Source organism: Enterococcus bulliens, assembly GCF_053761865.1.
In genome coordinates this window covers 1-22550 of sequence record NZ_JBSMXK010000024.1, presented here as the reverse complement: position 1 = coordinate 22550, position 22550 = coordinate 1, and the positions used below count along the sequence as shown (strand labels likewise).

Genomic DNA, 22550 nt, shown 5'->3' with positions numbered 1-22550 from the left:
AGAACGAGAATTTTTATGATGAATCAATTAATCGTCATAAAATAACAAAAAAATCAGAGGAAGCAGATTTCTCTACTTCCTCTGATTTATAAAATTTCTCTTCATCAGTCCTTATTGACAAAGAGCCCAAAAAAGAAGGCCGAAGCCCTCTTTTATTATTTAGCAGCTACGAATAATTCGTTTGCTTTTTCCCAGTTTACAAGCTTCCAAAACGCATCGATGTAATCTGGACGTACATTTTTATAGTTTAGGTAGTAAGCATGTTCCCAAACATCTAAACCTAAAACAGGTGTTTGACCTTCCATTAATGGTGAATCTTGGTTTGCTGTAGACGTTACAACTAATTTACCGTCATTTAAAACTAACCAAGCCCAACCAGAACCGAAACGGCCAGTTGCTGCTTTTTTAAATTCTTCTTTTAACGCGTCTAAAGAACCAAATGTTTCTTCGATCGCTGTTTTTAATTCGCCTACTGGTTCTTCAGTAGCATTTGGTGTCAAGATTTCCCAGAAGAAACTATGGTTCGCATGGCCACCACCATTATTACGTACTGCTGTTTGAATATCACTTGGAATAGCATCCATATCAGCGATTAAATCTTCAACTGATTTTTCTGCTAATTCAGGGTATTTTTCAACCGCTGCATTTAAATTTGTCACGTATGTGTTGTGATGTTTGTCGTGATGTAAATGCATTGTCTCCACATCGATTTGTGGTTCTAGCGCATCATATGCATAAGGTAATTCTGGTAATTCGTAAGCCATAAAGTAATTCCTCCTAATTGTTTGTTAGTACTCCTTAAGAGTAGCAAATAAAATGGGTTTCATCAAAAAATTTGCTCTGTTTTTTTAAACATTTTTTGATTTGAAGACAAACCATTTACTAAATACGTAATTCGCCACGATCACAAAGATTTGCGAAACGATTTTTGCTGCAAGATCTGAGCTATGTAATACACTTAACATCACAAACATCGCCCCCATATCAAACACATAAGACAATGCACGAAAAGCTACAAATAAGAAAGCTTCCTTACTCCATTCATATAACGAATTGGTTTGACTTTTAAAGACCCATTTTTTATTGGTGACAAAGGCAAACAATACCGATAAGATCCAAGCAATCGAGTTGGCGATGGCGTAATGAACACCAAAAACCTCTCGAAAAAAGAAATACACGACTATATTGACGACAGTAGTCAATACACCAAAAATCAAATACGTCAAAATTTCTAGATTAAGTAGTTTATTTTTCATGTTATTCTCCTTTAAATTTACTCAATCAGTATACCAGTCCAACGAATGTTTGACTAGCGCTTGTATTCTTTCTTAGACTTGTTTAGAATGACCAATAGAGTGTAAGTTAAAAGGAGTCGTTTATATGTCCATGTTCCAACTGATTCGTAGTTCATTTTTTCAATTTCAGGCATTAAATCGCGTGAAACAAGTCCCTTTTGGAAAAATTGTCGTGTACCTACTTTGTTTGAGTTTTATTTTTGCGATTCCCATGACCTTTCAAGTCGTCGAAGTCTTTCAAGCGATTCGTGCAGATGGCCAAGAAATCGCCAAAAATTTACCCGATTTTTCGATAAAAGATGGAGAATTGGCAACAGATGACGCAACAAAGGGATTTATTTACCAAACAGATTCGATCATTTTTACCTTCGATCCAGAAAATCAACGCTCACTAACTGAGATCACACAAGAAGATTTGGGAAATTTATTTAATATCGGATTATTAAAAAACGAAGCAGTGCTCGCGATCCCACAAGGTGAGTTTTCATCGACGTTAAGTGCAAATCCTATCGTGATTCCTTATACCAGTGCAATCTTTACTGGGTTTACCGGCACGGCGTTAAAAAATGGTCTCGCACACAATCAAGTTCCTTGGTTTGTCTATGTCATTATCTTTTTAATCGCGATGTATCCTTCCTTCTTGACGTTAGTCGTGACTCTAGTGATCTCAAGCCTAGCATTTTCGATTTTTTTACGTGCTCGTTCACCTCAATGGCGTTTTTTAAATACACTGAAAACGTTGATCGTCTGTTCGACCGTACCGACACTACTTGCGGCAATCATCTTATTTTTAAATATTGATTTTGATACGACCACGTTTATCTTTTTGGCAACATCGTTTCTTTTCATCAATGTGATTCGTCAAGAAAAAAAAGAAAGAGTATAATAAAGAAAGACTAGTTTAGTTGCTAGTCTTTTTTGTTTACTAAAAAGGAGTGTTGATGATGAATATATTACTTAGCCGTGCATTTAAACCTAAATTTATTGATCAGATCAATGATTTAGGGTACACCACTGTTTTTGAAGACGAGCCATTTGATTGGAATGAAGTCGTTGCTACGATCGGTTGGAATAAAGCTTGGGAAACACATTTATTTACTCAAGACAGTCAGTTAGCTTGGGTCCAATCGATTTCTGCTGGCGTGGATACACTACCGCTAGACAGCTTCTTTAAACGTGGTATTTTAGTGTCTAATGCGAGTGGGATACACGCAGAATCAATCAGTGATCATGTACTTGGTGTATTGTTCATGTACACTAGACAGTTATTTCCAGCTGTTTTACAACAAGAAAAACAGCTTTGGGGACTAGATGCACCTCATTTTCGCCCACTTAGCGAGTTAGTCGTAACGATTGTTGGTACGGGTAAAATCGGTACCTTACTTGCTGAGCGTTTGACACAATTTGGTACGACCGTATGGGGAATCAATCGATCTGGTCATTCAAAAACTGGTTTTAGTCAAACGGGTTCTCTAAAGGAGCTTCATACGTTTTCCGCAAAAAGCGATGTCGTCATCAACATCTTACCACTCACAAAACAAACAAATGCTCTATATGATGCAGACTTTTTTGATACCTTGTCCCCTCAATCGGCTTTTCTCAACGTTGGTCGTGGTGAGAGCGTTGTGGAAAGTGATCTGATCCACGCTTTGACTCAAGAACAATTTGCCTTTGCTTCGCTTGATATCACTGCTACAGAGCCACTAGCAAAAGATGATCCGCTGTGGACGACCCCAAATTTAATGATCACTCCCCACATCTCTGGATATACGCCACATTTTGAAACGAAATTTATGGAGATCTTTTTATCCAATCTAGTTGAATTTAAAAAGTCAAAACAGCTAGCAAAAAATCAAGTCGATCTCCAACAAGGATATTAAAAAGAATCTGAGACAGAAGTGAGCAACTCCAAAAAAATAAACCAAATCATTTTCGATAATAGATTCACCTATTTCGGTAATGATTTGGCTTGTTTTTGAAGGAGTTACTTCTAGAACAACGTTTAGATAATTTTTAAAGGCTGTGACAACTGTCACAGCCTTGTTTTTTTATTTGCTTTCGTTAAAATGATACATTGGTTCATCCAATGATTCATCGTAATCGACAGTCAAATCATAACCTTTAAAGAACCAATCATCGCCCTTATCGATGAAAAATAGATACTCATCGTTTATAACTTGGATCATAGTTTCTTCAGGAGTCGCAACTGAAAGTCCAACAGAAAAACCTTCATGTACATCTGTTTTCCCATAAACCTTTCCAAAAAATTGAATCCCCATTCCATTTTCTAAAACGATTTCACGCTTAAACCAATCCATTGCCTTGGGTGTAATTGTTAATTTCATCTTTTCACCTGTACTTTCTATTCATTCAATTTACGATCTAGTAGATCCACGTCATCGGCATTTCCGATCACGAGTAAATTATCATTTTCTAAAACGACCTCATCTGCAGCAGGAGAAACAATGATTTTTGCATTTGGACGTCTGATCGCAACGACCGTCAATCCATATTTTTGCCGGAAATTTAATTTTACCAAACTACAATTGAAAAATTTCGGATTGGTTACACGAATTTCTGCTAATGAAAACTCATCGGATAACTCAATAAAGTCCAAAATATTTTTTGAGACTAGATTATGCGCGATCCGTGTTCCCATATCTCGTTCTGGATGGACAACGCGATCAGCACCGACTTTTTCCAACACTCGAGCATGGTATTCATTTTGTGCTTTCGCTACGACATGAGGCACGCCCATTTCTTTGATCATTAGCGTCACTAAAATACTAGCTTGAATATCTTCTCCAATCGCGATAATCACATAGTCAAAATTCCGAATCCCTAATGAGCGCAAGACCGTTTCATCTTGTGCATTGCCCACTACAGCATATGTCGCGATGTTCATATACTCATTCACACGATCTTCGTTGGCATCGATCGCTAATACTTCTTGACCAGCTTCTGCTAATGTGCGGCAGATACTCCCGCCAAAACGTCCTAATCCAATAATGGCATAATTTTGTTTCACTTGACTATCTCCTCTACTCAAGATCCTTGTTTTATTATAACAAAGGTCATACTAACTTCCTACTAAGAAAACTCACACTTATTTTGCATAGCCATGCTTCAATGCATAAATAGCTGCTTGTGTGCGGTCTTCCACTTCTAATTTAGACAAAATGTTGGATACATGCGTTTTCACCGTTTTTAGTGTAATAAACAGTTCATCGGCGATCTCTTGGTTGCTCTTACCTTCTGCAATCAATTGTAAGACTTCGCGTTCTCTAGTTGTCAATTCATCATGTAAATGAAAGGTTCGATTGGACAGTGCATTACTTAATTTTTCAGAAACTTCTGCTTCTAAAACCTTTTCTCCACGATTTGCCGCTCTAATTGCATCTGCTATTTCATGAGCAGCCGATGTCTTCAACAAGTACCCACTCGCACCTGCTTCGATTGCGGGATAAACTTTTTCATCATCGATAAAACTCGTTACAATCAAAATTTTGGCACTTGGCCATTGTGCCAGAATCTCTTTGGTTGCGGTGATCCCATCCATCTCTTCCATGACCAGATCCATCAAAATAACATCTGGGCGTAATTGAAGTGCTTTTTCTACTCCAATTGTACCATCTTCTGCTTCCGCAATCACTTCAATATCTTCTTGAATCGATAAGTAAGCAGAAACTCCTAAACGAACCATTTCATGATCATCAACTAACAACACCTGAATCATTTTCTTCCACTCCTTTTGTAAAAATTGGAATTTTAATCTCAACACTCGTTCCTTGATTTTTAAAACTAATAATTTTTAGCGTCCCACCAATACTATGCACGCGTTCACGGATATTCATCAAGCCATAACTACCACTTTTGACCTCAGAAACATCAAATCCGATCCCATCATCGATAAATCTAAAAAGCAATAACTGATCCACTTGATGCAAATAGACCTCGACTTCTTTTGCTTTGGCATGGCGTAATGTATTTGAAAGCAATTCTTGAACGATACGAAATACTTGATCTTCAACATTGCTTGCTACACTGACTTCTTGAATTTGCCAAGTAATTTGGATATTGACTTTTGTTTTTAATTCTACTAATAATTGCTCGATTCCTTTTTTTAATGTCTTTCCCTCAAGATTGATCGGACGTAAATGTAAAAGCAATGCACGCATTTCTGATTGTGCTTTATTGATGATATCTGTGATCATCGCGACCTGTTTTTGTTGAGTTTGAGAAACGTCATTCTTTTTTGCGACCTCGTTCATCGCCGAAAGCATCATCATCGCCGCAAAGAGCTCTTGTGAAACTGAATCATGTAACTCTCGTGCTAAGCGATGGCGTTCTGTTTCTAAAATTTCTTCTTTCGTTTGACCGTCTAGATGTAGCGGCTGAGCAGTGAGTCGTTGGATCTCAATTGAGATCGTACGCAATTGTTGTGTGATCGTGTGTAAATCGTAAAAAGGATCTTTTAAATAAGGATAGCGTTCCAAGTGCACTTGCATTCCTTGCTCTTCGATATCTCCACCAGCGACACGATGCAACGCTGTAGCTAGAGGTTTTAATAAGCGTTTTTGCCAATATCCCAAAATAAAAAACAGCATACTACCTCCAATAATGGCAATGATCAATAAATATAAAATCACAGGCATAAATAAAATACGCCATTGGAAAAAATCAAATAACCATTCTTTTTGCATGCGACTTTGAAAAATACTGTTGGCTAAAAACATCGACATCGTAAACAAAAACAAAGTAAATAAAATCGAAATTAGCCACCTGACTGTACGTAGACTCATATTCGTATCACCTCAAGATCGCCAATCGCACTTTGCGATAAGATTTTGATACGGCGAATTCCTTCGTCATATGCTTTACTGTATGCTCTGTATTCTTCATTATGAAGCTCTACGATTTGATCCTCAAACGATACCGTGCCGAGTAACGCTTGATGTTGCAACATGACTTCGATTCCTGTTGGCACTAAGATGCGCGTCTTGCCAAAAAATTTCCGAACGATAATCACATTGTCTTTTTTAGGAAGTAAGGTATTTCCTAAATCGATGATCGTATCTCCTGAAAAAAGTGACAGTGAGATATCGTCCCATTCATAGATCGTTGTACCGATTCGTTGATCGCCAATAAACGGCTTTTTACTCACTGTTTGATTATGTGCAGTCGGTGGCAGCGTCTCAATAATTTTGATTTCTTTTTTCCCAAACCACTGCTTTGTAAAAAAAGCTGCTTGAGTTAGTTCAAACCCTTTCAACCCTAAAAAAATGACGACAAAAAGCAATAGAAAAACGACTGACGACGTATTGAGTAACCCATTTAGCACAAATAAGCCCCCAATGATCTGCCAAAGCCGTTTGTGTCTGCGTTTACTTCCCATATAGATGAGTGCGCCACCTAATACTAATAACAATAATAGATCCATTCGTTGCACTAACTGCCATAGAGAGGCTATGACTAAAATGGACGACACGATCCAAAAAAATTTCCACGAATTCCTCATGCCTTTTCCTCCTTTAGCTATCGATAGTATTATAGCAGAAAAAAAAACTTTTGCCGTCCTACCTAAGAATGAAAAAAGCAAGCTGTCTATATCGCCATGAGTGACACTTGCGATGATAGCCAACTTGCTTTATCCAAAGGTTTAATTTACTGCAATGGCAGTGATTTTAACGAGCATATCGCCACCAGGTGTTGAGATAGTGACTTCGTCATTGATTTTTTTCCCAATCAACGCTTGTGCGATTGGAGAATCATTTGAGATTTTCCCTGAAAACGGATCTGCTTCAGCACTTCCAACGATCGTGTAAACTTCTTCTTCGCCATCTGGCAATTCGATAAAGGTAACAGTTTTCCCGATCGATACTTCATCATTGTCTACACCGTCATTATCAATGATTTCAGCAAAACGAATCATTGTTTCTAATGTCGTGATTCTACCTTCCATAAATGCTTGTTCATCTTTTGCTGATTCATATTCAGAGTTTTCAGAAAGGTCCCCAAAACTACGAGCAATCTTGATACGCTCAATGATTTCGCCACGTTTGACCGTTTTTAATTCTTCTAATTCTTGTTCTAATTTTGCTTTACCTTCCAAAGTCATTGGATATACTTTTTCTACCATACTCATAGTTCTCCTTTGTGTTATTCTTTTTGATGTTACTGATTATCAACATATTTTGCTTGATTGACTAAATGTTCTTCGTACGTTTCTGCAAAATAAACTTTTCCAGTCGTAATATCAGCGACGAAATAATAATCATTATTCGCGTCAGGATTTAAGACTGCTTGAATCGCTTGTTCACTTGGATTATCAAATGGTCCTGGACCATACCCTTGATTGACATATAAATTGTACGGAGAATCCGTTTTGGTATCCTCGATCGTCACCAACTCTTTATGTTCACCTAATGCATACAAGATCGAAATATCTGACTGTAATGGCATTCCCGCGTTTAAACGGTTGAAAAAGACTTGCGCAATCTTACGACGATCACTATCCGTCACACCTTCTTTTTCAACTAACGAAGCAAGCGTTAAGACTTCTTGAACAGTTAGATTTTTTTGACTGATCGTATCGTAATAGGCAGACATGACTTCATTGGTTTTGGCAACCATATTTGTCACAAGCTCTTCTAGCGTCATCCCCGCATAAAAATCATAAGTCGCTGGGAATAGATACCCTTCTAAACGATAGCGTACGTCTGTAGCTTCTTTGGCACTATCCAATAAATCAGGATATTTTTCAACAAGTGCATCAAAAAATTCTTGATTACTCATCAGTGTTAAAAAGTCTGTTTTTTTGTACGTTGTTTTCTCCGCAATCACATCTCCGATTTGGTCGATATCGTATCCTTCTGGAATTGTTAGCTTGGCATCTGCTTGTTGCCCACTAGCGCCACCATTTTTCAACTCTTTTCCAATTTCTTCTAATGTCATACTTGGTGAAAAATCATACGTTCCTGCTTGAAAGCCAGTCAAGTTATTGAATTTCGTATAATAATTGAATACTGTACCACTTTTGATCACTTTTTTTTCTTCTAAAATTTCACCGATTGATTTATTTGAAGATCCAGTTGGGATCACCACTTCAATTTTTTGGTTACTTTTTTTATCTAACGGCTGCAAGCTCGTTGAGATGTAGCGATAGATGTTATACGTTAAAATCCCGCCTACGACCAATACGATCAACAATACGGTCAACGTGATCTTACGGACGATTTTATCCTCTTTTTTACGAAGTAAACGTTTGTCGTCTCTAGGAGTTGTCGCATTCTCTTCTGATATCAAGTGATTGTCATTGATTTCTTCTAGGTTATCCTTAGGTTTTTTCATTGATTATCTTCCTTATATTATATAGAATTTCTTGTACGCCTTGCTTTGCATGCGTTCTCACTAACTTGTACCATTATACATGAAAATAATTCAAATAAAAACAGCAATCAAGAAAAAGAGAGAAGAAACAAGGAATTCTTCAGATTTGGCACTCCTCTTAGACTTAAAAAAACAGTGAAAGAGGATAGAATACTCTACCCTCTTTCACTCGATCGATCTTAAAAGATCAATACTTATTTTACTGCGTCTTTTAAAGCTTTACCTGGTTTGAATGCAGGAACTTTGCTTGCAGGAATTTTGATTTCTTCACCAGTTTGTGGGTTACGACCTTTACGTTCTGCACGAGTGCGGACTTCAAAGTTACCAAAACCGATTAATTGAACCTTTTCACCGTTAGCTAAAGCTTCTTGAATAGTAGAGAAGACTGCATCAACAGCTGCTGTTGCATCTTTCTTTGTTAGATCAGTTGCAGCTGCAACTTTTTCGATTAATTCTGCTTTGTTTGCCATGAGAGTTATTTCACCTCCTGAATAGGTTTTCTTTCATTTTTCTTGATCCTTTGAGTGGTCCAAAGAATCAAAATAATATTGACGAATAGGATCAATATTCTGATAATACGTTACCATAAGAATACTGTAATATCAAGGATTTCAGCGATTTTGTCGAAAAAAAGGAAAAAAACATCGAAAAATAAATATTCTTAAAAATTTTCTTTGTAAATTCACTTTTTTTATGCTAAAATCTACTATTTTCGGCGACGAGCAATGATTCTGATAGGTGTTCCTTCAAAAACAAAGGCTTTTCTGATTTGGTTTTCCAAGAAACGTGCATAAGAAAAATGCATCAATTCTTCTTCGTTTACAAAAATCACAAAGGTCGGTGGTTTCACTGCAACTTGTGTCGCATAGAAAATCTTCAATCGTTTGCCTTTATCCGTTGGTGTTGGATTGATCGCTACAGCATCCATAATGATATCATTTAAGACAGCCGATGGAATACGTAGATTTTGATTCATACTGACTAATTCGATCAATTCTGGTAATTGGTGCAATCGTTGTTTGGTTTTTGCAGATACAAAAACGATCGGCGCATAATCTAAATATTGGAATTCTTCACGAATCTCTTTTTCAAAATCGCGCATCGTGTTGGTTTCTTTTTCAACAAGGTCCCATTTATTGACGACGATCACTAAGCCCCGGCCTGCTTCATGCGCATACCCAGCTACACGTTTGTCTTGCTCACGAATGCCTTCTTCAGCATTCAAGACCATCAATACGACATCTGAACGTTCGATCGCACGCATCGCACGCATCACACTATATTTTTCAGTAGATTCATAGACTTTCCCACGTTTACGCATACCGGCTGTATCGATCATCGTAAATTCTTGACCAGACTCACTGACAAAGTTTGTATCGATAGCGTCACGTGTCGTTCCTTCGATATCCGATACGATTACACGGTCCTCACCTAAAATCGCATTGATCAAAGAAGATTTTCCAACATTTGGACGGCCAATCAAACTAAATTTAATAATACTATCGTCGACTTCTTCTACTTCAGTACTAAAATGTTTCACAGCTTCATCTAATACATCTCCTAGACCCAAACCATGACTTCCTGAAATCGGATAAGGTTCACCTAGCCCTAAAGCGTAAAATTCATAAATATCATTACGCATTTCTGGGTTATCGACTTTATTGACCGCTAAAATCACTGGTTTTTTACTACGATATAAAATACGAGCAACCATTTCATCGGCATCCGTCACGCCTTCACGCGCGCTAGCTACTAAAATGATCACATCTGCTTCGTCGATTGCGATCTCTGCTTGGTGTTTGATTTGATCCATAAATGGTTCATCGCCAAGATCGATCCCACCAGTATCAATAATGCTAAATTCACGACCTAACCATTCGCCAGTCGCATAAATCCGGTCACGTGTCACACCGGGTGTATCTTCCACGATCGAAATACGTTCGCCTGCAATTCGGTTAAATACTGTTGATTTACCGACATTTGGACGACCTACGATCGCTATTGTTGGATTTGCCATATCTAATTTCCTCCATCTCACTTGAATCTTTTCTAGTTTACCCAATGATGCTTGAACTTGCAAGCTTTCTGTTAAGCTACTGAGAAAAAAGAGGATGTGACAGAAGTCTGTCACATCCTCTAAAAATCGAATAAATGGTGTTCCAAAATCAATCAGCTAGTGAATTACCAAAAATGATTGAGCTGATTTTTTGGAGCTGTCCATTTTCGTTACAGCATCGCGCATTAAATTTTTAAGAAACGACGCATTGAAATCACAGAACCGATTGAACCAATCAAAATCCCGATCACTACTACTCCCAGTACTGCAGGTAAAATAAAACTTCCTGGTGATACAAGTTCGTAATTTGACCGCATCATCACGGGATTGGCAACGTAATAAAATTGTTGATACCCAAAAACGATAATCGCTACCGGTACGATCGCACCTAATAGACCGATCCATCCGCCCTCTAAAAAGAACGGCCAGCGAATGTATCCATTTTTAGCTCCAACTAATCGCATGATTTGAATCTCGCGTTGACGCGAAATGATGGTAATCCGGATCGTATTGGAGATCAAAAACATTGCAATAAATAACAGCATCAAAGATCCAATTAATCCCCAAGTTCGTACGCCTTTTGCGATACTAAAGATCTTATCGGAAAGGTCATCTCCGTAACGTGCATCTTGGACATATTTCGTTAAACTTTTTGCCTCATTAGTAATCCCTTTAACGTATTGTGGATCAACGGCGCTGACGATATACACATCATGCAGTGGATTATCTTGTTCAAACAAGTCCCACGCTTTTCCGTAGCTACCTTTAATTTTGGCTAATTGTTCATCTTTACTAGAAAATGTCACTTTATCTACGTGATCGATCGCATTTAATTCTTTTTCTAATTCTTTACGATCCGTTTCATTTGCTCCAGTAACGACAAAGACAGACACATCTACGTTTTTTTCCATGTCGTCAGCTAATTTTACTGCATTCATGATAATCGCAGCAAATACAGCTAAGAGTGCTAACGTGATCGTCACTGCACTGATAGCAGAAATCGACATCCATCCATTACGACGTAAACTCTTGATACTTTCTGTTAAATGACGAAAGAATGTTCTAATCATCGTATCCATATTCTCCTTCCGCTTGATCTCGAATAATCCGACCATTTTCAATCGCGATCACTCGATGGCGAATCGTATTTACGATCGTACTATTATGTGTTGCCATCACAACGGTTGTTCCTTGTGAGTTGATACGATCTAATAAACGCATGATTTCCCATGAATTTTCAGGATCAAGGTTTCCGGTTGGTTCATCTGCAATCAACACTTTCGGTTTATTGACGATTGCACGTGCAATACTAACCCGTTGTTGCTCTCCCCCAGATAACTCACTTGGAAAAACGCGGACTTTATGCTTTAGTCCCACTAAGTCCAACACTTCCATTACCCGTTTTTTGATTTCACGCTGTTTTTTGCCTGTTACTTGCATCGCATAGGCTACATTTTCATAAACAGTTTTTTTCGATAGCAGTTTATAATCTTGAAACACCACGCCGATTTCACGTCGTAGATAAGGAATATCACGATTTTTAATTTTTAATAAATTGTAACCAGCAACAGTCAACATCCCTTTTGTTGCTTTTTCTTCTCGATACATTAATTTGATAAACGTCGATTTACCAGCTCCTGAAGGGCCAACTACGTAAACGAACTCACCTTGATCAATTGTAATCGAAATATTGCGGATAGCGGTTGTACCATTAGAGTACTTTTTTAAAACATCCTTCATTTCAATCATGCTTTTCAATCCTTTCCCATACCGAATCAGTGTATCACAGCAGTATTGCAAGGTATTTGCAGTAAATTACAAATAGATTGCAATTTTATAACTTTTTATTTTTTATTCATTGGTTAGTTTACGTTTTAGATAAGCATCGATGAACCCATCTAGATCGCCATCCATCACAGCTTGAACATTTCCTGTTTCATAGTTGGTGCGATGATCTTTTACCATCGAATAGGGATGAAAAACGTACGAACGGATCTGAGAACCCCAACCGATCTCCATTTGTTCACCGCGAAGTGCTGCGGCTTCTTGTTCTTGTTTTTCTACTTCCAACTGATACAACTTTGCTTTTAACATGCTCATCGCTTGTTCTCTATTTTTCAATTGTGAGCGTTGTGCTTGGCTAGCCACAACCGTATTCGTAGGAAGATGGGTGATACGCACAGCTGACTCTGTTTTATTGATATGCTGACCTCCAGCACCACTTGCGCGATAGGTATCGATTTTTAGATCATCAGTATTGATCGCAATATCAATCGTAGCATCGAGTTCTGGCATCACATCGACTGAACAAAAAGAAGTATGACGACGACTAGCAGAATCAAATGGTGAGATCCGAACGAGACGATGTACGCCTTTTTCTGATTTCAAATACCCATACGCATTGTGTCCTTTGATCAATAACGTCACACTTTTGATTCCTGCTTCATCGCCAGCTAGATAATCTAAAGTTTCGACTTGGAATCCTTCTTTATCCGCCCAACGTTGATACATGCGCAACAACATACTTCCCCAGTCTTGTGACTCCGTTCCACCTGCACCTGGATGCAATTCCAAAATGGCATGGTTATGATCATAAGGTTCATCTAGTAGCATCGCTAGTTCGTAAGTATTCATTTTTTCAGTTAATTGATCCAGTCCTGCGATCAATTCTGCCTCGATACTTTCATCTGGCTCTTCTTGTAGCATCTCTAACATCACTTCTAATTCCTCTAAAGCTTCTGCTAGTCCATGGAATTGATCGTATGCTTCTTTATTGACATTGTTCTCATTGATGACTTTTTGTGCGGCCATCGTGTCATCCCAAAATCCAGGTTCAGCCATTCTTTGTTCTGCAATCGAGATCGCTTCTTCTAATTGATCTAAGTCAAAGAGACCCCCTAAAGCTATTGATTTTTGTTTGCATTTCTGCGATTTGATTACGCATTTCACTGATTTCCATGTGGTTCCTCCTTATAAATAAACGAATAAAAAGCTGGTCCTAAATATGCGGCCAGCTTTTTATCTACTATAATCCTTTTCCGTGGCAGTTTTTAAATTTTTTGCCGCTACCGCAAGGGCAAGGATCGTTACGACCAACTTTATCAAAGGCCGTCGGTTGCGCTTCATTGACAGGTTCTGTATCTCCTTGAGCTACTTGTTCACGTTGAACGTTTTGACGAATTTCAGCCTTCATAAACAGACGTGTCACTTCGTATTCGATGGCCCCAACCATCGCTTCAAACATGGAATATCCTTCTGTTTGATATTCAACTAATGGATTGTTTTGACCATAGGCACGTAACCCGATCGACTGACGCAATTGATCCATCGCATCGATATGATCGGTCCATTTTGAATCGACTACGCGTAGAATAACGACTTTCTCAAATTCAAGTAGTTGTTCAGGACTATTCAATTGATCGACTTTTTCATCAAATACCGTTTTCGCACGATCAAATAGATAAGTTTTGATTTCTTCAGCAGATTTTCCTTTTAGATCTTCGATTGCGATCGAATCTTCATGAACCAAAACACTACTAGCAAAATCAACCATACCTTCATAGTTCCACTGTGCTTCTTCTAGTTGCGTGTGGCTATCTACAACGCGCGCAATCGTACGTTTGACCATATTTAGTAATGGTTCAGATAACGAGACTTCTTCCATAATCACTTGTTGGCGTTGTTTGTAGATGACTTCACGTTGTTCACGCATCACATCATCGTATTGCAAGACATTTTTACGCGTATCGTAGTTATTTCCTTCAACACGTTTTTGTGCTGATTCGACTTGTTTTGACAACATTTTACTTTGGATCACAGCATCTTCTTCATCGATTCGTAAACGTTCTAAGAACATTTTGATTCGTTCAGAACCAAAACGTTTCATCAAGTCATCTTCCAAGGATAGATAAAATTGTGAAACACCTGGATCTCCTTGTCGTCCCGCACGTCCACGTAATTGATTATCGATACGACGTGATTCATGACGCTCTGTTCCAATTACAGCTAGTCCGCCAACTTCTTCCACACCTAAACCTAGCTTGATATCGGTCCCACGACCAGCCATATTGGTTGCGATCGTAACCGCACCTTTTTGACCCGCGTTTAAAACGATTTCTGCTTCTTTAAAGTGGTTTTTCGCATTTAAGACTTCATGAGGTACTTTTTCTTTTGTTAGCAATTGCGACAACAACTCAGATGTCTCAACGGCTACGGTTCCGACTAAGACAGGTTGGCCTTTGCGGTAACGTTCTTTGATGTCTTGAACAACTGCTTGAAATTTCGTTTGCAGTGTTGGATAAAGTAGATCCGCACGGTCATCACGAACGACTGGGCGGTTTGTTGGGATTTGGATAACTTGGATATTATAGATTTCTCTAAATTCTTCTTCTTCCGTTTTAGCAGTCCCGGTCATTCCAGATAATTTTTCATACATTCTAAAGAAATTTTGAAATGTGATCGACGCCATTGTTTTGGTCTCATCTTCGATCTCTACGCCTTCTTTGGCCTCGATCGCTTGGTGCAACCCATCTGAATAACGACGACCATCCATGATACGACCTGTAAATTGGTCAACGATCATGACTTTATTCTCTTGTACTACATAATCGATATCTAAAATCATAATGTAATTGGCACGTAATGCTTGGTCTAAATGATGCGTCAACGCTGTGTTTTCTAAATCATATAAGTTGTTTAAATTAAAGGCTTTTTCCGCTTTTTCGATCCCTTGCTCTGTGAAGCTGATTGTTTTTGATTGTAAATCGATTTTATAATCTTCTTCTTCTTTCAATCGTTTTACAAAACTATCTGCTCGTGTATAAAGCGCGGTTGATTTTTCTGCTTGTCCAGAAATAATCAACGGTGTTCTTGCTTCATCGATTAAGATTGAATCGACTTCATCTACGATCGCATAGTTTAATGGTCGTTGCACCATTTGATTACGATACACGACCATATTGTCTCGTAAATAATCAAAACCTAGTTCATTATTTGTACTATATGTGATATCACACGCATAAGCGGCGCGTTTTTCTTCTGAAGATTTTGAGTTGATATTTAGCCCAACTGTCATTCCTAAGAAATTGTACAACTCACCCATTTCCGTTGAATCACGTGTTGCTAAATATTCATTTACAGTAACTACATGTACCCCTTTACCAGACAGAGCATTTAAATATACTGGCATCGTAGCAGTCAATGTTTTCCCTTCACCCGTACGCATTTCTGGGATATTTCCATCGTGCAACACGATTCCTCCCATTAACTGTACTTTATAAGGATAAAGACCTAAAACACGTTTTGCTGCTTCACGAACAACAGCAAAAGCTTCAGGTAATAAGTCATCTAAAGTCTCACCTTTTTGATAACGATTGCGAAACTCATCTGTTTTTGCTTGTAACGCTGCATCATCTAGATTTGCCATTTGATCCGCGTAGCTATCGATTTTTTTTGCAATTTGTTCTAAACGTTTGATTTCTTTTTTATCATTTTCAATTAATGTTTTCAAAAAATTTGCCATTCGTATATATATCTCCTTCGCGTCAATTTCATGTAAAACGACAGTCTTCAAGTTATTTTATCATTACTTGCACAGAAAAGGAACATTTTCTACTGATTCTCTACTATTGTTTAACGTTTTATCACAAAAAATACCGAGCAACACTGTTGTAAAAACAGTGTTGCTCGGTAAATAGGAATTTTCCTATTTTAATCGGTTTCGATTAATCCATATTTTCCATCTTTACGACGGTAGACGATGCTTGTTCCGTTGGTTTCAGCATCTTCAAAAATAAAGAAATTGTGTCCAAGCATGTTCATTTGTAAAACAGCTTCTTCACTATCCATAGGTTTTAATGAAAGACGTTTTGTGCGAACGATGTCTAACTCAGCAATTTCATCATCTAGATCTTTAGTTGCTAAAAAGATGTCTTCTGGAGAGACTTTTTCGCGTGATTTACGGTTAATTTTTGTTTTGAATTTACGAATTTGACGTTCTAGTTTGTCAACAACTAGATCGACACTTGCATATAAATCAGGTGATGTTTCTTCTGCACGCAATACTAGATAAGGTAGAGGAATTGTCACCTCAACTTTTGCGGTTTTGTCAGAATATACTTTTAAATTTACATGGGCTGTTGCTTCTGGTGAATCGCTGAAATAACGTTCTAATTTACCAACTTTTTTTTCAACGTATTCTCGAATTGCTTCAGTAACCTCAATATTTTCTCCACGAACATTAAACTTAAACATACAAAAGACCCCTTTCATCTACCGATTAAAAAGAAATATAGGACCACTCTTATTTCTTTTTACAAGTATATTATAACTAAGATTGAGCTAAAAGTAAAAAGAAATCGTTTCCTTCATTTTACTTATCGTGCAAATGAGAAAGTATGCACTTCCTTAATCGGCATTGTACGCAAACACATTGCTGCATGAAAAAGCGTCCTTCCAGTCGTATAGACATCATCTACAAGTAAAATCGAACGACCTTTCAGTTCATCTGCTGCTATTGGACAACGAAACGGTTGAGGAATCTCAAGTCGTTCATGACGCGTCTGTTTGCTTTGAGGCAATAAATGCAGTTCTTTTTTTAATAACGGATAATGTTTGATGTGGCATTGATCTAGGACAAAACTGACTTGATTGAATCCTCTTTCGCTCAGTCGTTCTGTTGAGATTGGAATCGCACAGATCAACCAATTTTTAAATGGGCGTAATGCGTGGACTAATTCTAAAGAAAATGTAGTTGCTAGTAACGTTTCTCGATTAAATTTGTAGCGTTGTAGCCATTCTTTCATCCCATCTTCATAGCAATAAAGCGCATGATGCTGAAAATCGTAGTCTGGGTAAAGCTGGTGCCACTTTTGACAATCGAAACAAGTACTTGAAATAAGAGGTTTACGACAAGTCGGACAACTAGATGTGGGAATTGGTCGAAACCGTGATCGACAAGAAGCACACAATTCAATAGGTCTATACTGCATTGTCAATATTTCAGTAAACGTAAGATTACGAATGATATCTCGTTGACAATAACTACACTTCATCGTCTTTTGCCAATTGGTTCATTCGTTTAATTTCCGTACATGCCTTTTTGATCGCTGCTGTTTTACGACGATGCAAAAACCATACTTCTCCACACGCAATATTTCCTTTGCGATCAACTCTACCGGCAATTTGAACGAGAGCTGATTTTGAGTAAACGCTGTGATCTGCTGCCAACACGACAACAGATACTGCATCAAACGTGACACCTCGTTCTAAAATAGTCGTGGTCACTAAAATATGATATGCTTTTTGTCGTGCTTTTGTGACGATTTCTTGACGTAACGATTCATTAGCATGTACCCGTTCGATCTGAAAATTTGGGAGTGCTTGATGCAACACTTGAAAGACTTGCTCTACCAATGCAATACTCGGACAAAATACTAATGTAAATTGTTTTTTGGCTAGATTATCAAGTAATCGGATTAGTTTACGACGTGTCATTCCCTTTATTTGTTGCCAATCACGATCAAAGTACAATCGTGGTACTGGAAGTTTTCTTCCATGGAAACGTCTAGGTAACGTAAGGATCTGTGTTGTCTTAGAAAGTTCACTTAACAATAGTTTGGACGGAGTTGCGCTTAAAAAAATACGAACACCTCCTGGTTTTATCGCTTGCTGTTGTGCAAAAAGTAGCAGTGGATCCCCTTCATATGGAAACGCATCGGCTTCATCCAAAATCAATAAATCAAAGGCATGATAAAAATGGATCAATTGATGGGTCGTACAGATTGTTAAATTCGTATACCGGTATTTTTCTGTCGCTTTTCCATAAAGTAATAAACTATCGGCTTGTGGAAAAGCCGTTGATAGCCGTGGGAATAACTCTAAACAGACATCGATACGAGGCGAAGCGATCACGACTCGCCCTCCTTGATTTAAACTATACTCAATAATCGGAAACATCATTTCAGTTTTGCCTGCCCCTGTCACTGCCCAAACCAACTGATCTTGCTTTTGCTTTACTCCGATCAAAAGTGCGTCGGCTACTTGCTCTTGAGCCTTTGTCAACGTTCCTTCCCATTGACAAGTTAATGACTGGAATGAATGATCGGAAGGTGTAACCATTAATCCATCTTGTATCGTGACTTTGCCATAGCGCGCGCAGTTCGGACAATAGATCATAGGATGGTCTTTGGGAAATTGAAATAAAAAATTGCATCGTTGACAATGAAAGTTCCCTTGAATCTCTTGTAATGCTCGGCGCATTTCACATGCTTTATCAAATGGTACAACGTGTACTTTCCCTTCTTGCATAAGCTTCACCTCAACTAAAGATACGCAAAAAAAAGCAGCTGAATCGCTCAGCTACTTTTTTCTTCAAGAAGTTTACAAGCAGAATCTAAAATCCGTACTTCATCCATCATGCCATATGCGGCCATATTGATAACTTCATATGGAATTTGTTTTGGATTGATTAAACGTTCCACAATTGGTCGCAAATATCGGACTTGTGGACTCAGTAAAATTGCATCAGCAGGATGATGGGTAAATTCTGCCTCCAGTTGCGATGCAGGAACGGCAATCAGCTCCAAAGGTAAGTCTTTTGCAAAAATCAGTTTTTGCATTTTGGCTACTAAAATATTGGTCGTAAGTCCTGTCGTACAAATCAGCAAAATCGTTTTTTTCATGGGTATTGTTCCTCACTTTAATCAGTTATGTAATCTTTAAAATTGAAAAATTGCACAGCAAACACTTTTTTTATATACTTTCATGGGAGGGATAGTTATGTTAGATCGTTACATTACCATCACCAAGGATGATCAAGCCGAATTGGAGATCAAAAAATCACGTTTTATTTGTGCATTGCATCGTATCGATACGGAAGAAGAAGCTAAAGCGCTTATTCAAGCGTATAAAAAAAAACATCCAAAAGCCAATCACCATTGTTCGGCATTTATTTTAGGTAAAAAGGCCGAAATTAAGCGTTCTAGCGATGATGGCGAACCGAGCGGTACTGCTGGAGCCCCTATTTTAGACGTATTGGTTCAAAATCAGGTAGTCAATGTATTAGCAGTTGTGATCCGCTATTTTGGAGGAACAAAACTAGGTGCAGGTGGATTAATCCGTGCTTATTCTAGTGCTACCTCACATGCGTTACAACAAATCGGTCGCGTCGAAGTGAGACAAGAACGACAACTCGTACTCACGATCGACTATCATCAAGTCGACAAATTGACGCACTACCTCGAAACGATCGATCAACCGATCGTAGCGACTGAGTATGCTGATACAATAAAAATCACTTTATGTACTTCCAAACAAGAAAGTTTGATTGCAGCAATCACTGACTTTTTAAACGGGCAGTTACACATTGAGATCAAAGATATCGTTGAAGCTTCGTATCCACTTCAAGACAATAGCTAGGTTAAAAAAGTAGACACTAGGTGTCTACTTTTTTATTTTTCCAAATAAAATTCAAAACGCGATGCCACATATTGCGTACGCACATATTCAAATGGTCGACCTGTATCTAAAAACGATACTTGTCGTAAACGTAAAATCGCATCCCCTTTTTTTACATCTAAAAAATCTGCTACGTGTTCTGTAGCCACGGTAGCTGAAATCGTTTGATTGGCACGACTAATCGTTTTGCCTTCACTAGATAAAGCAGCATATAATGAACGCGTGATTTCTTCTTTAGATAAATGTTGAAACATATCTAGTGGAATCGTCGCTACTTCAAAACAAATGGGTACTTGATCTGCATAACGAATCCGTTCCATGCGAATGACTTGATCATGCTCTTCTAACTGCAATTGTTCCCGCTCACTAGAAGTCGGATTTGTTGTAAAATAAGCTGTTACTTTACTTGAAGGCACACGACCTTGCGCTTCCATAATTTGGGTAAAACTAGTCGTACCGGTCATTTTTTCTTGAACTTTTTGATTGGCTACATAGGTTCCAGAACCAATTTTACGTTCCAAGATCCCTTCATCTGACAATAACTGGATAGCTTGTCGTAACGTCATCCGGCTTACGTCAAAATATTGGGCTAACTCTCGTTCAGACGGTAAACGATCCCCGATCTGCCATTCATTGCGCTCGATTTTTGCTTTTAAAGCATCATGAATTTTGATATAGATAGGTATCTCTGCCATCTAATTCCTCCTTACATCACCAGTGATCAGTGATTTTTCGCTTTCCATTTGATACGATTTTGTGTTAAACGTTTTCCTTTAGGAGCTTCGCGTTTAACCTCTTCATGCTGTTGCTGTGCTTTCGTCAGATCATATACTTCTAATGCTTTTTCTTCGATTGTTTCTTTTAATTTTTTTGTCCATTTCATGTTCAAATTCCTCCTTTTGATTACAATAAAAAAAGAGTATCGAATGTAATATTCGATACTCTTTGCTAAAAGACTGGGGTAGCTGGATTCGAACCAACGCATGAGGGAGTCAAAGTCCCTTGCCTTACCGCTTGGCTATACCCCAATAATGGAGGAGAGTGGATTCGAACCACTGAACCAAAAGGAACGGATTTACAGTCCGCCGCGTTTAGCCACTTCGCTACTCCTCCAAAAGTTGTCTAGAACAACTCGACCTATTTATAATACACTAGTCTTTTCTTTTATGCAAGTAAGTTATCGAATTTTTTTATTCTTGTAAATTCCATTGACGAATAAATAATTCTACAGCATCGTCCATTGTTTTGGCACTGCCGATATATTCTTCACGTACAAACACTTGAAATTCTTTTGGTGCATATACTAAAATCTCACCAATTGTTTTTTTTCCTAGCATTAGTGTTGCCACTTCATAAGTGTTTCCTTGAATGACTTTTGTTGATTCTTCCATACGGATTTCAGTTTCTTTATTTTTTTTCATTTCGTCACCTCTATTAGAGTTTAGCATAATCTTTCTTGTATATAAACAATATAAAACATTAAAATAAAAAAAGGCTAGGTATACGGATACCTAACCACTTTTATAGTAAATATAGCAAACTAGAAAACAGTAGCGATGTAATCAAAACTGTAATCATTTTTGTAATCAATAGTTTAGGGCAAGAACTCCACTCATCATTGTATGGGTGGTTTTTTTATTGCCAAATAATACTAACTATTTTCGAACGTTTCATTTTAGTATATTTTGCTTTCTTATTGGAATGCAAAGTTGCTAATTTAAAAATTCCATCTGACGAGTCTCTTCTTAAACCTAAAACAATTTCTTCTTTAGTTCCCATTTCAGTAAACACACAAGATAATCTCATATTATTAGGTGTTACATTATCCATAGGAATGCACATTTTTATTTTTTGTTGATAAAAAACATCATGTAAAAAAGGATACAACATAACTCTATTTTTAATATCGTACTTATTAAAATTATGATGTTTCATAATATTTTGTGAAGTTAATTTGCCACTAGTTACACTCTTCAATATCCTAGAAGCTCTTTTTTCTTTAGAAACATAATGTAATCCTAGCAAGTGGGGTAAATTATCTTCATAAAATGACACTTTAAATTGTTTAAGTGGATTGTAATTCGTTGTTACTTCACAAGTTTTTTTATTAAAATTGATCCGATAATCTTCTAGTATAGTATTTAAATCAACATCTTTATATCTTGAAAATGAAATACTCATAATTAATCTCCTAAAAAAAATACCCTTTTTACTGCGATGAGCAATAAAGGCTCTATACTTTTTGATGTTGGTGGATGACACCAGCATCTTTTTTATTTTGAAAAACAATAGAAAAGACACCTTGAAATCCTTTAGAATTAATTTGACGAACCAATCCAAAAGGAGGAATCAAG

At 37.7% G+C, this 22550-nt stretch carries 26 protein-coding genes and 2 tRNA genes; 3 read left to right on the top strand and 25 right to left on the bottom strand.

What is annotated here, in order from left to right; all coding sequences use genetic code 11:
* Positions 1 to 155: 155 nt before the first annotated feature.
* Entirely contained in the window at positions 156 to 764 is a 609-nt protein-coding gene (locus ACWOEC_RS10610) for a superoxide dismutase (RefSeq protein ID WP_455308092.1), read from the bottom strand.
* Between the two features lie 84 nt (positions 765 to 848).
* Complete coding sequence (locus tag ACWOEC_RS10605; RefSeq protein WP_455308090.1) at positions 849 to 1256, bottom strand: GtrA family protein; 408 nt, start codon at positions 1254 to 1256, stop codon at positions 849 to 851.
* 124 nt (positions 1257 to 1380) lie between these two features.
* Between ACWOEC_RS10605 and ACWOEC_RS10600 the strand changes: the two genes are divergently transcribed.
* Together ACWOEC_RS10600 and ACWOEC_RS10595 are read left to right on the top strand one after the other, a co-directional pair.
* Positions 1381 to 2181 (top strand): DUF1189 domain-containing protein, encoded by an 801-nt coding sequence (locus tag ACWOEC_RS10600; protein ID WP_455308088.1) that lies wholly within the window; start codon positions 1381 to 1383, stop codon positions 2179 to 2181.
* Positions 2182 to 2239: 58 nt separating this feature from the next.
* Positions 2240 to 3175: an NAD(P)-dependent oxidoreductase gene (locus tag ACWOEC_RS10595; RefSeq protein WP_455308086.1), complete on the top strand. Its 936-nt coding sequence runs from the start codon at positions 2240 to 2242 to the stop codon at positions 3173 to 3175.
* Positions 3176 to 3343: 168 nt separating this feature from the next.
* Here ACWOEC_RS10595 and ACWOEC_RS10590 read toward each other — a convergent pair whose 3' ends face one another.
* From ACWOEC_RS10590 to ACWOEC_RS10510, 17 genes are all read right to left on the bottom strand, one after another.
* Positions 3344 to 3640, bottom strand: coding sequence for a HesB/YadR/YfhF family protein (locus ACWOEC_RS10590; protein WP_455308084.1), 297 nt, complete (start codon positions 3638 to 3640; stop codon positions 3344 to 3346).
* A 17-nt stretch (positions 3641 to 3657) separates the two neighbouring features.
* Positions 3658 to 4323 carry a potassium channel family protein gene (locus ACWOEC_RS10585; RefSeq protein WP_297075892.1) on the bottom strand — a complete coding sequence of 222 codons (666 nt, stop codon included), beginning with the start codon at positions 4321 to 4323 and terminating at the stop codon, positions 3658 to 3660.
* 78 nt (positions 4324 to 4401) lie between these two features.
* On the bottom strand, positions 4402 to 5031 hold the full coding sequence (locus ACWOEC_RS10580) for a response regulator transcription factor (RefSeq protein ID WP_297075890.1): 630 nt from the start codon (positions 5029 to 5031) through the stop codon (positions 4402 to 4404).
* Complete coding sequence (locus ACWOEC_RS10575) at positions 5009 to 6097, bottom strand: sensor histidine kinase (protein ID WP_455308081.1); 1089 nt, start codon at positions 6095 to 6097, stop codon at positions 5009 to 5011. The genes ACWOEC_RS10580 and ACWOEC_RS10575 overlap by 23 nt, the downstream gene beginning before the upstream one ends.
* Positions 6094 to 6813 carry a cell wall-active antibiotics response protein LiaF gene (liaF, locus tag ACWOEC_RS10570; protein WP_455308079.1) on the bottom strand — a complete coding sequence of 240 codons (720 nt, stop codon included), beginning with the start codon at positions 6811 to 6813 and terminating at the stop codon, positions 6094 to 6096. The genes ACWOEC_RS10575 and liaF overlap by 4 nt, the downstream gene beginning before the upstream one ends.
* Before the next feature lie 141 nt (positions 6814 to 6954).
* Positions 6955 to 7434 (bottom strand): transcription elongation factor GreA, encoded by a 480-nt coding sequence (greA, locus tag ACWOEC_RS10565; RefSeq protein ID WP_297075882.1) that lies wholly within the window; start codon positions 7432 to 7434, stop codon positions 6955 to 6957.
* Positions 7435 to 7469: 35 nt separating this feature from the next.
* A complete protein-coding gene (gene mltG, locus ACWOEC_RS10560) occupies positions 7470 to 8645 on the bottom strand; it encodes an endolytic transglycosylase MltG (RefSeq protein ID WP_455308077.1) in 1176 nt (391 codons plus the stop codon).
* A 233-nt stretch (positions 8646 to 8878) separates the two neighbouring features.
* On the bottom strand, positions 8879 to 9154 hold the full coding sequence (locus tag ACWOEC_RS10555) for an HU family DNA-binding protein (RefSeq protein WP_016185760.1): 276 nt from the start codon (positions 9152 to 9154) through the stop codon (positions 8879 to 8881).
* Positions 9155 to 9390: 236 nt separating this feature from the next.
* A complete protein-coding gene (gene der, locus ACWOEC_RS10550) occupies positions 9391 to 10701 on the bottom strand; it encodes a ribosome biogenesis GTPase Der (protein WP_297075874.1) in 1311 nt (436 codons plus the stop codon).
* Between the two features lie 224 nt (positions 10702 to 10925).
* A complete protein-coding gene (gene ftsX / locus ACWOEC_RS10545; protein WP_455308074.1) occupies positions 10926 to 11810 on the bottom strand; it encodes a permease-like cell division protein FtsX in 885 nt (294 codons plus the stop codon).
* Complete coding sequence (ftsE, locus tag ACWOEC_RS10540) at positions 11803 to 12489, bottom strand: cell division ATP-binding protein FtsE (RefSeq protein ID WP_297075871.1); 687 nt, start codon at positions 12487 to 12489, stop codon at positions 11803 to 11805. The genes ftsX and ftsE overlap by 8 nt, the downstream gene beginning before the upstream one ends.
* Before the next feature lie 102 nt (positions 12490 to 12591).
* Positions 12592 to 13699 (bottom strand): peptide chain release factor 2 gene (gene prfB, locus ACWOEC_RS10535; protein ID WP_455308072.1). Its coding sequence is split into 2 segments (ribosomal slippage): positions 12592 to 13626 and positions 13628 to 13699, totalling 1107 coding nucleotides; the frame shifts between segments, so codons are not numbered across the junction.
* Positions 13700 to 13765: 66 nt separating this feature from the next.
* Positions 13766 to 16261, bottom strand: coding sequence for a preprotein translocase subunit SecA (gene secA / locus ACWOEC_RS10530; protein WP_455308070.1), 2496 nt, complete (start codon positions 16259 to 16261; stop codon positions 13766 to 13768).
* 188 nt (positions 16262 to 16449) lie between these two features.
* The gene (gene hpf, locus ACWOEC_RS10525; protein WP_297075863.1) at positions 16450 to 16992 is read right to left on the bottom strand and encodes a ribosome hibernation-promoting factor, HPF/YfiA family; all 543 of its coding nucleotides are present in this window, start codon (positions 16990 to 16992) and stop codon (positions 16450 to 16452) included.
* Between the two features lie 122 nt (positions 16993 to 17114).
* Complete coding sequence (locus tag ACWOEC_RS10520) at positions 17115 to 17792, bottom strand: ComF family protein (RefSeq protein WP_455308068.1); 678 nt, start codon at positions 17790 to 17792, stop codon at positions 17115 to 17117.
* The gene (locus ACWOEC_RS10515) at positions 17782 to 19047 is read right to left on the bottom strand and encodes a DEAD/DEAH box helicase (RefSeq protein WP_455308066.1); all 1266 of its coding nucleotides are present in this window, start codon (positions 19045 to 19047) and stop codon (positions 17782 to 17784) included. The genes ACWOEC_RS10520 and ACWOEC_RS10515 overlap by 11 nt, the downstream gene beginning before the upstream one ends.
* 47 nt (positions 19048 to 19094) lie before the next feature.
* On the bottom strand, positions 19095 to 19421 hold the full coding sequence (locus tag ACWOEC_RS10510; RefSeq protein ID WP_297075857.1) for a PTS sugar transporter subunit IIB: 327 nt from the start codon (positions 19419 to 19421) through the stop codon (positions 19095 to 19097).
* 97 nt (positions 19422 to 19518) lie between these two features.
* Here ACWOEC_RS10510 and ACWOEC_RS10505 point away from each other — a divergent pair, with 97 nt between their 5' ends.
* A complete protein-coding gene (locus ACWOEC_RS10505) occupies positions 19519 to 20157 on the top strand; it encodes a YigZ family protein (protein ID WP_455308063.1) in 639 nt (212 codons plus the stop codon).
* 32 nt (positions 20158 to 20189) lie between these two features.
* Here ACWOEC_RS10505 and ACWOEC_RS10500 read toward each other — a convergent pair whose 3' ends face one another.
* The 6 genes from ACWOEC_RS10500 to ACWOEC_RS10475 form a co-directional block, all read right to left on the bottom strand.
* Positions 20190 to 20891: a GntR family transcriptional regulator gene (locus tag ACWOEC_RS10500; protein ID WP_297075851.1), complete on the bottom strand. Its 702-nt coding sequence runs from the start codon at positions 20889 to 20891 to the stop codon at positions 20190 to 20192.
* A 26-nt stretch (positions 20892 to 20917) separates the two neighbouring features.
* Complete coding sequence (locus ACWOEC_RS10495; protein WP_297075848.1) at positions 20918 to 21079, bottom strand: hypothetical protein; 162 nt, start codon at positions 21077 to 21079, stop codon at positions 20918 to 20920.
* Between the two features lie 73 nt (positions 21080 to 21152).
* Positions 21153 to 21224 (bottom strand) — tRNA-Gln (locus tag ACWOEC_RS10490).
* 4 nt (positions 21225 to 21228) lie between these two features.
* Positions 21229 to 21309 (bottom strand) — tRNA-Tyr (locus tag ACWOEC_RS10485).
* A 77-nt stretch (positions 21310 to 21386) separates the two neighbouring features.
* Positions 21387 to 21617 (bottom strand): DUF2969 family protein, encoded by a 231-nt coding sequence (locus ACWOEC_RS10480; RefSeq protein ID WP_455308061.1) that lies wholly within the window; start codon positions 21615 to 21617, stop codon positions 21387 to 21389.
* A 214-nt stretch (positions 21618 to 21831) separates the two neighbouring features.
* Entirely contained in the window at positions 21832 to 22377 is a 546-nt protein-coding gene (locus tag ACWOEC_RS10475; RefSeq protein WP_455308059.1) for a PBECR4 domain-containing protein, read from the bottom strand.
* Between the last annotated feature and the right edge of the window lie 173 nt (positions 22378 to 22550).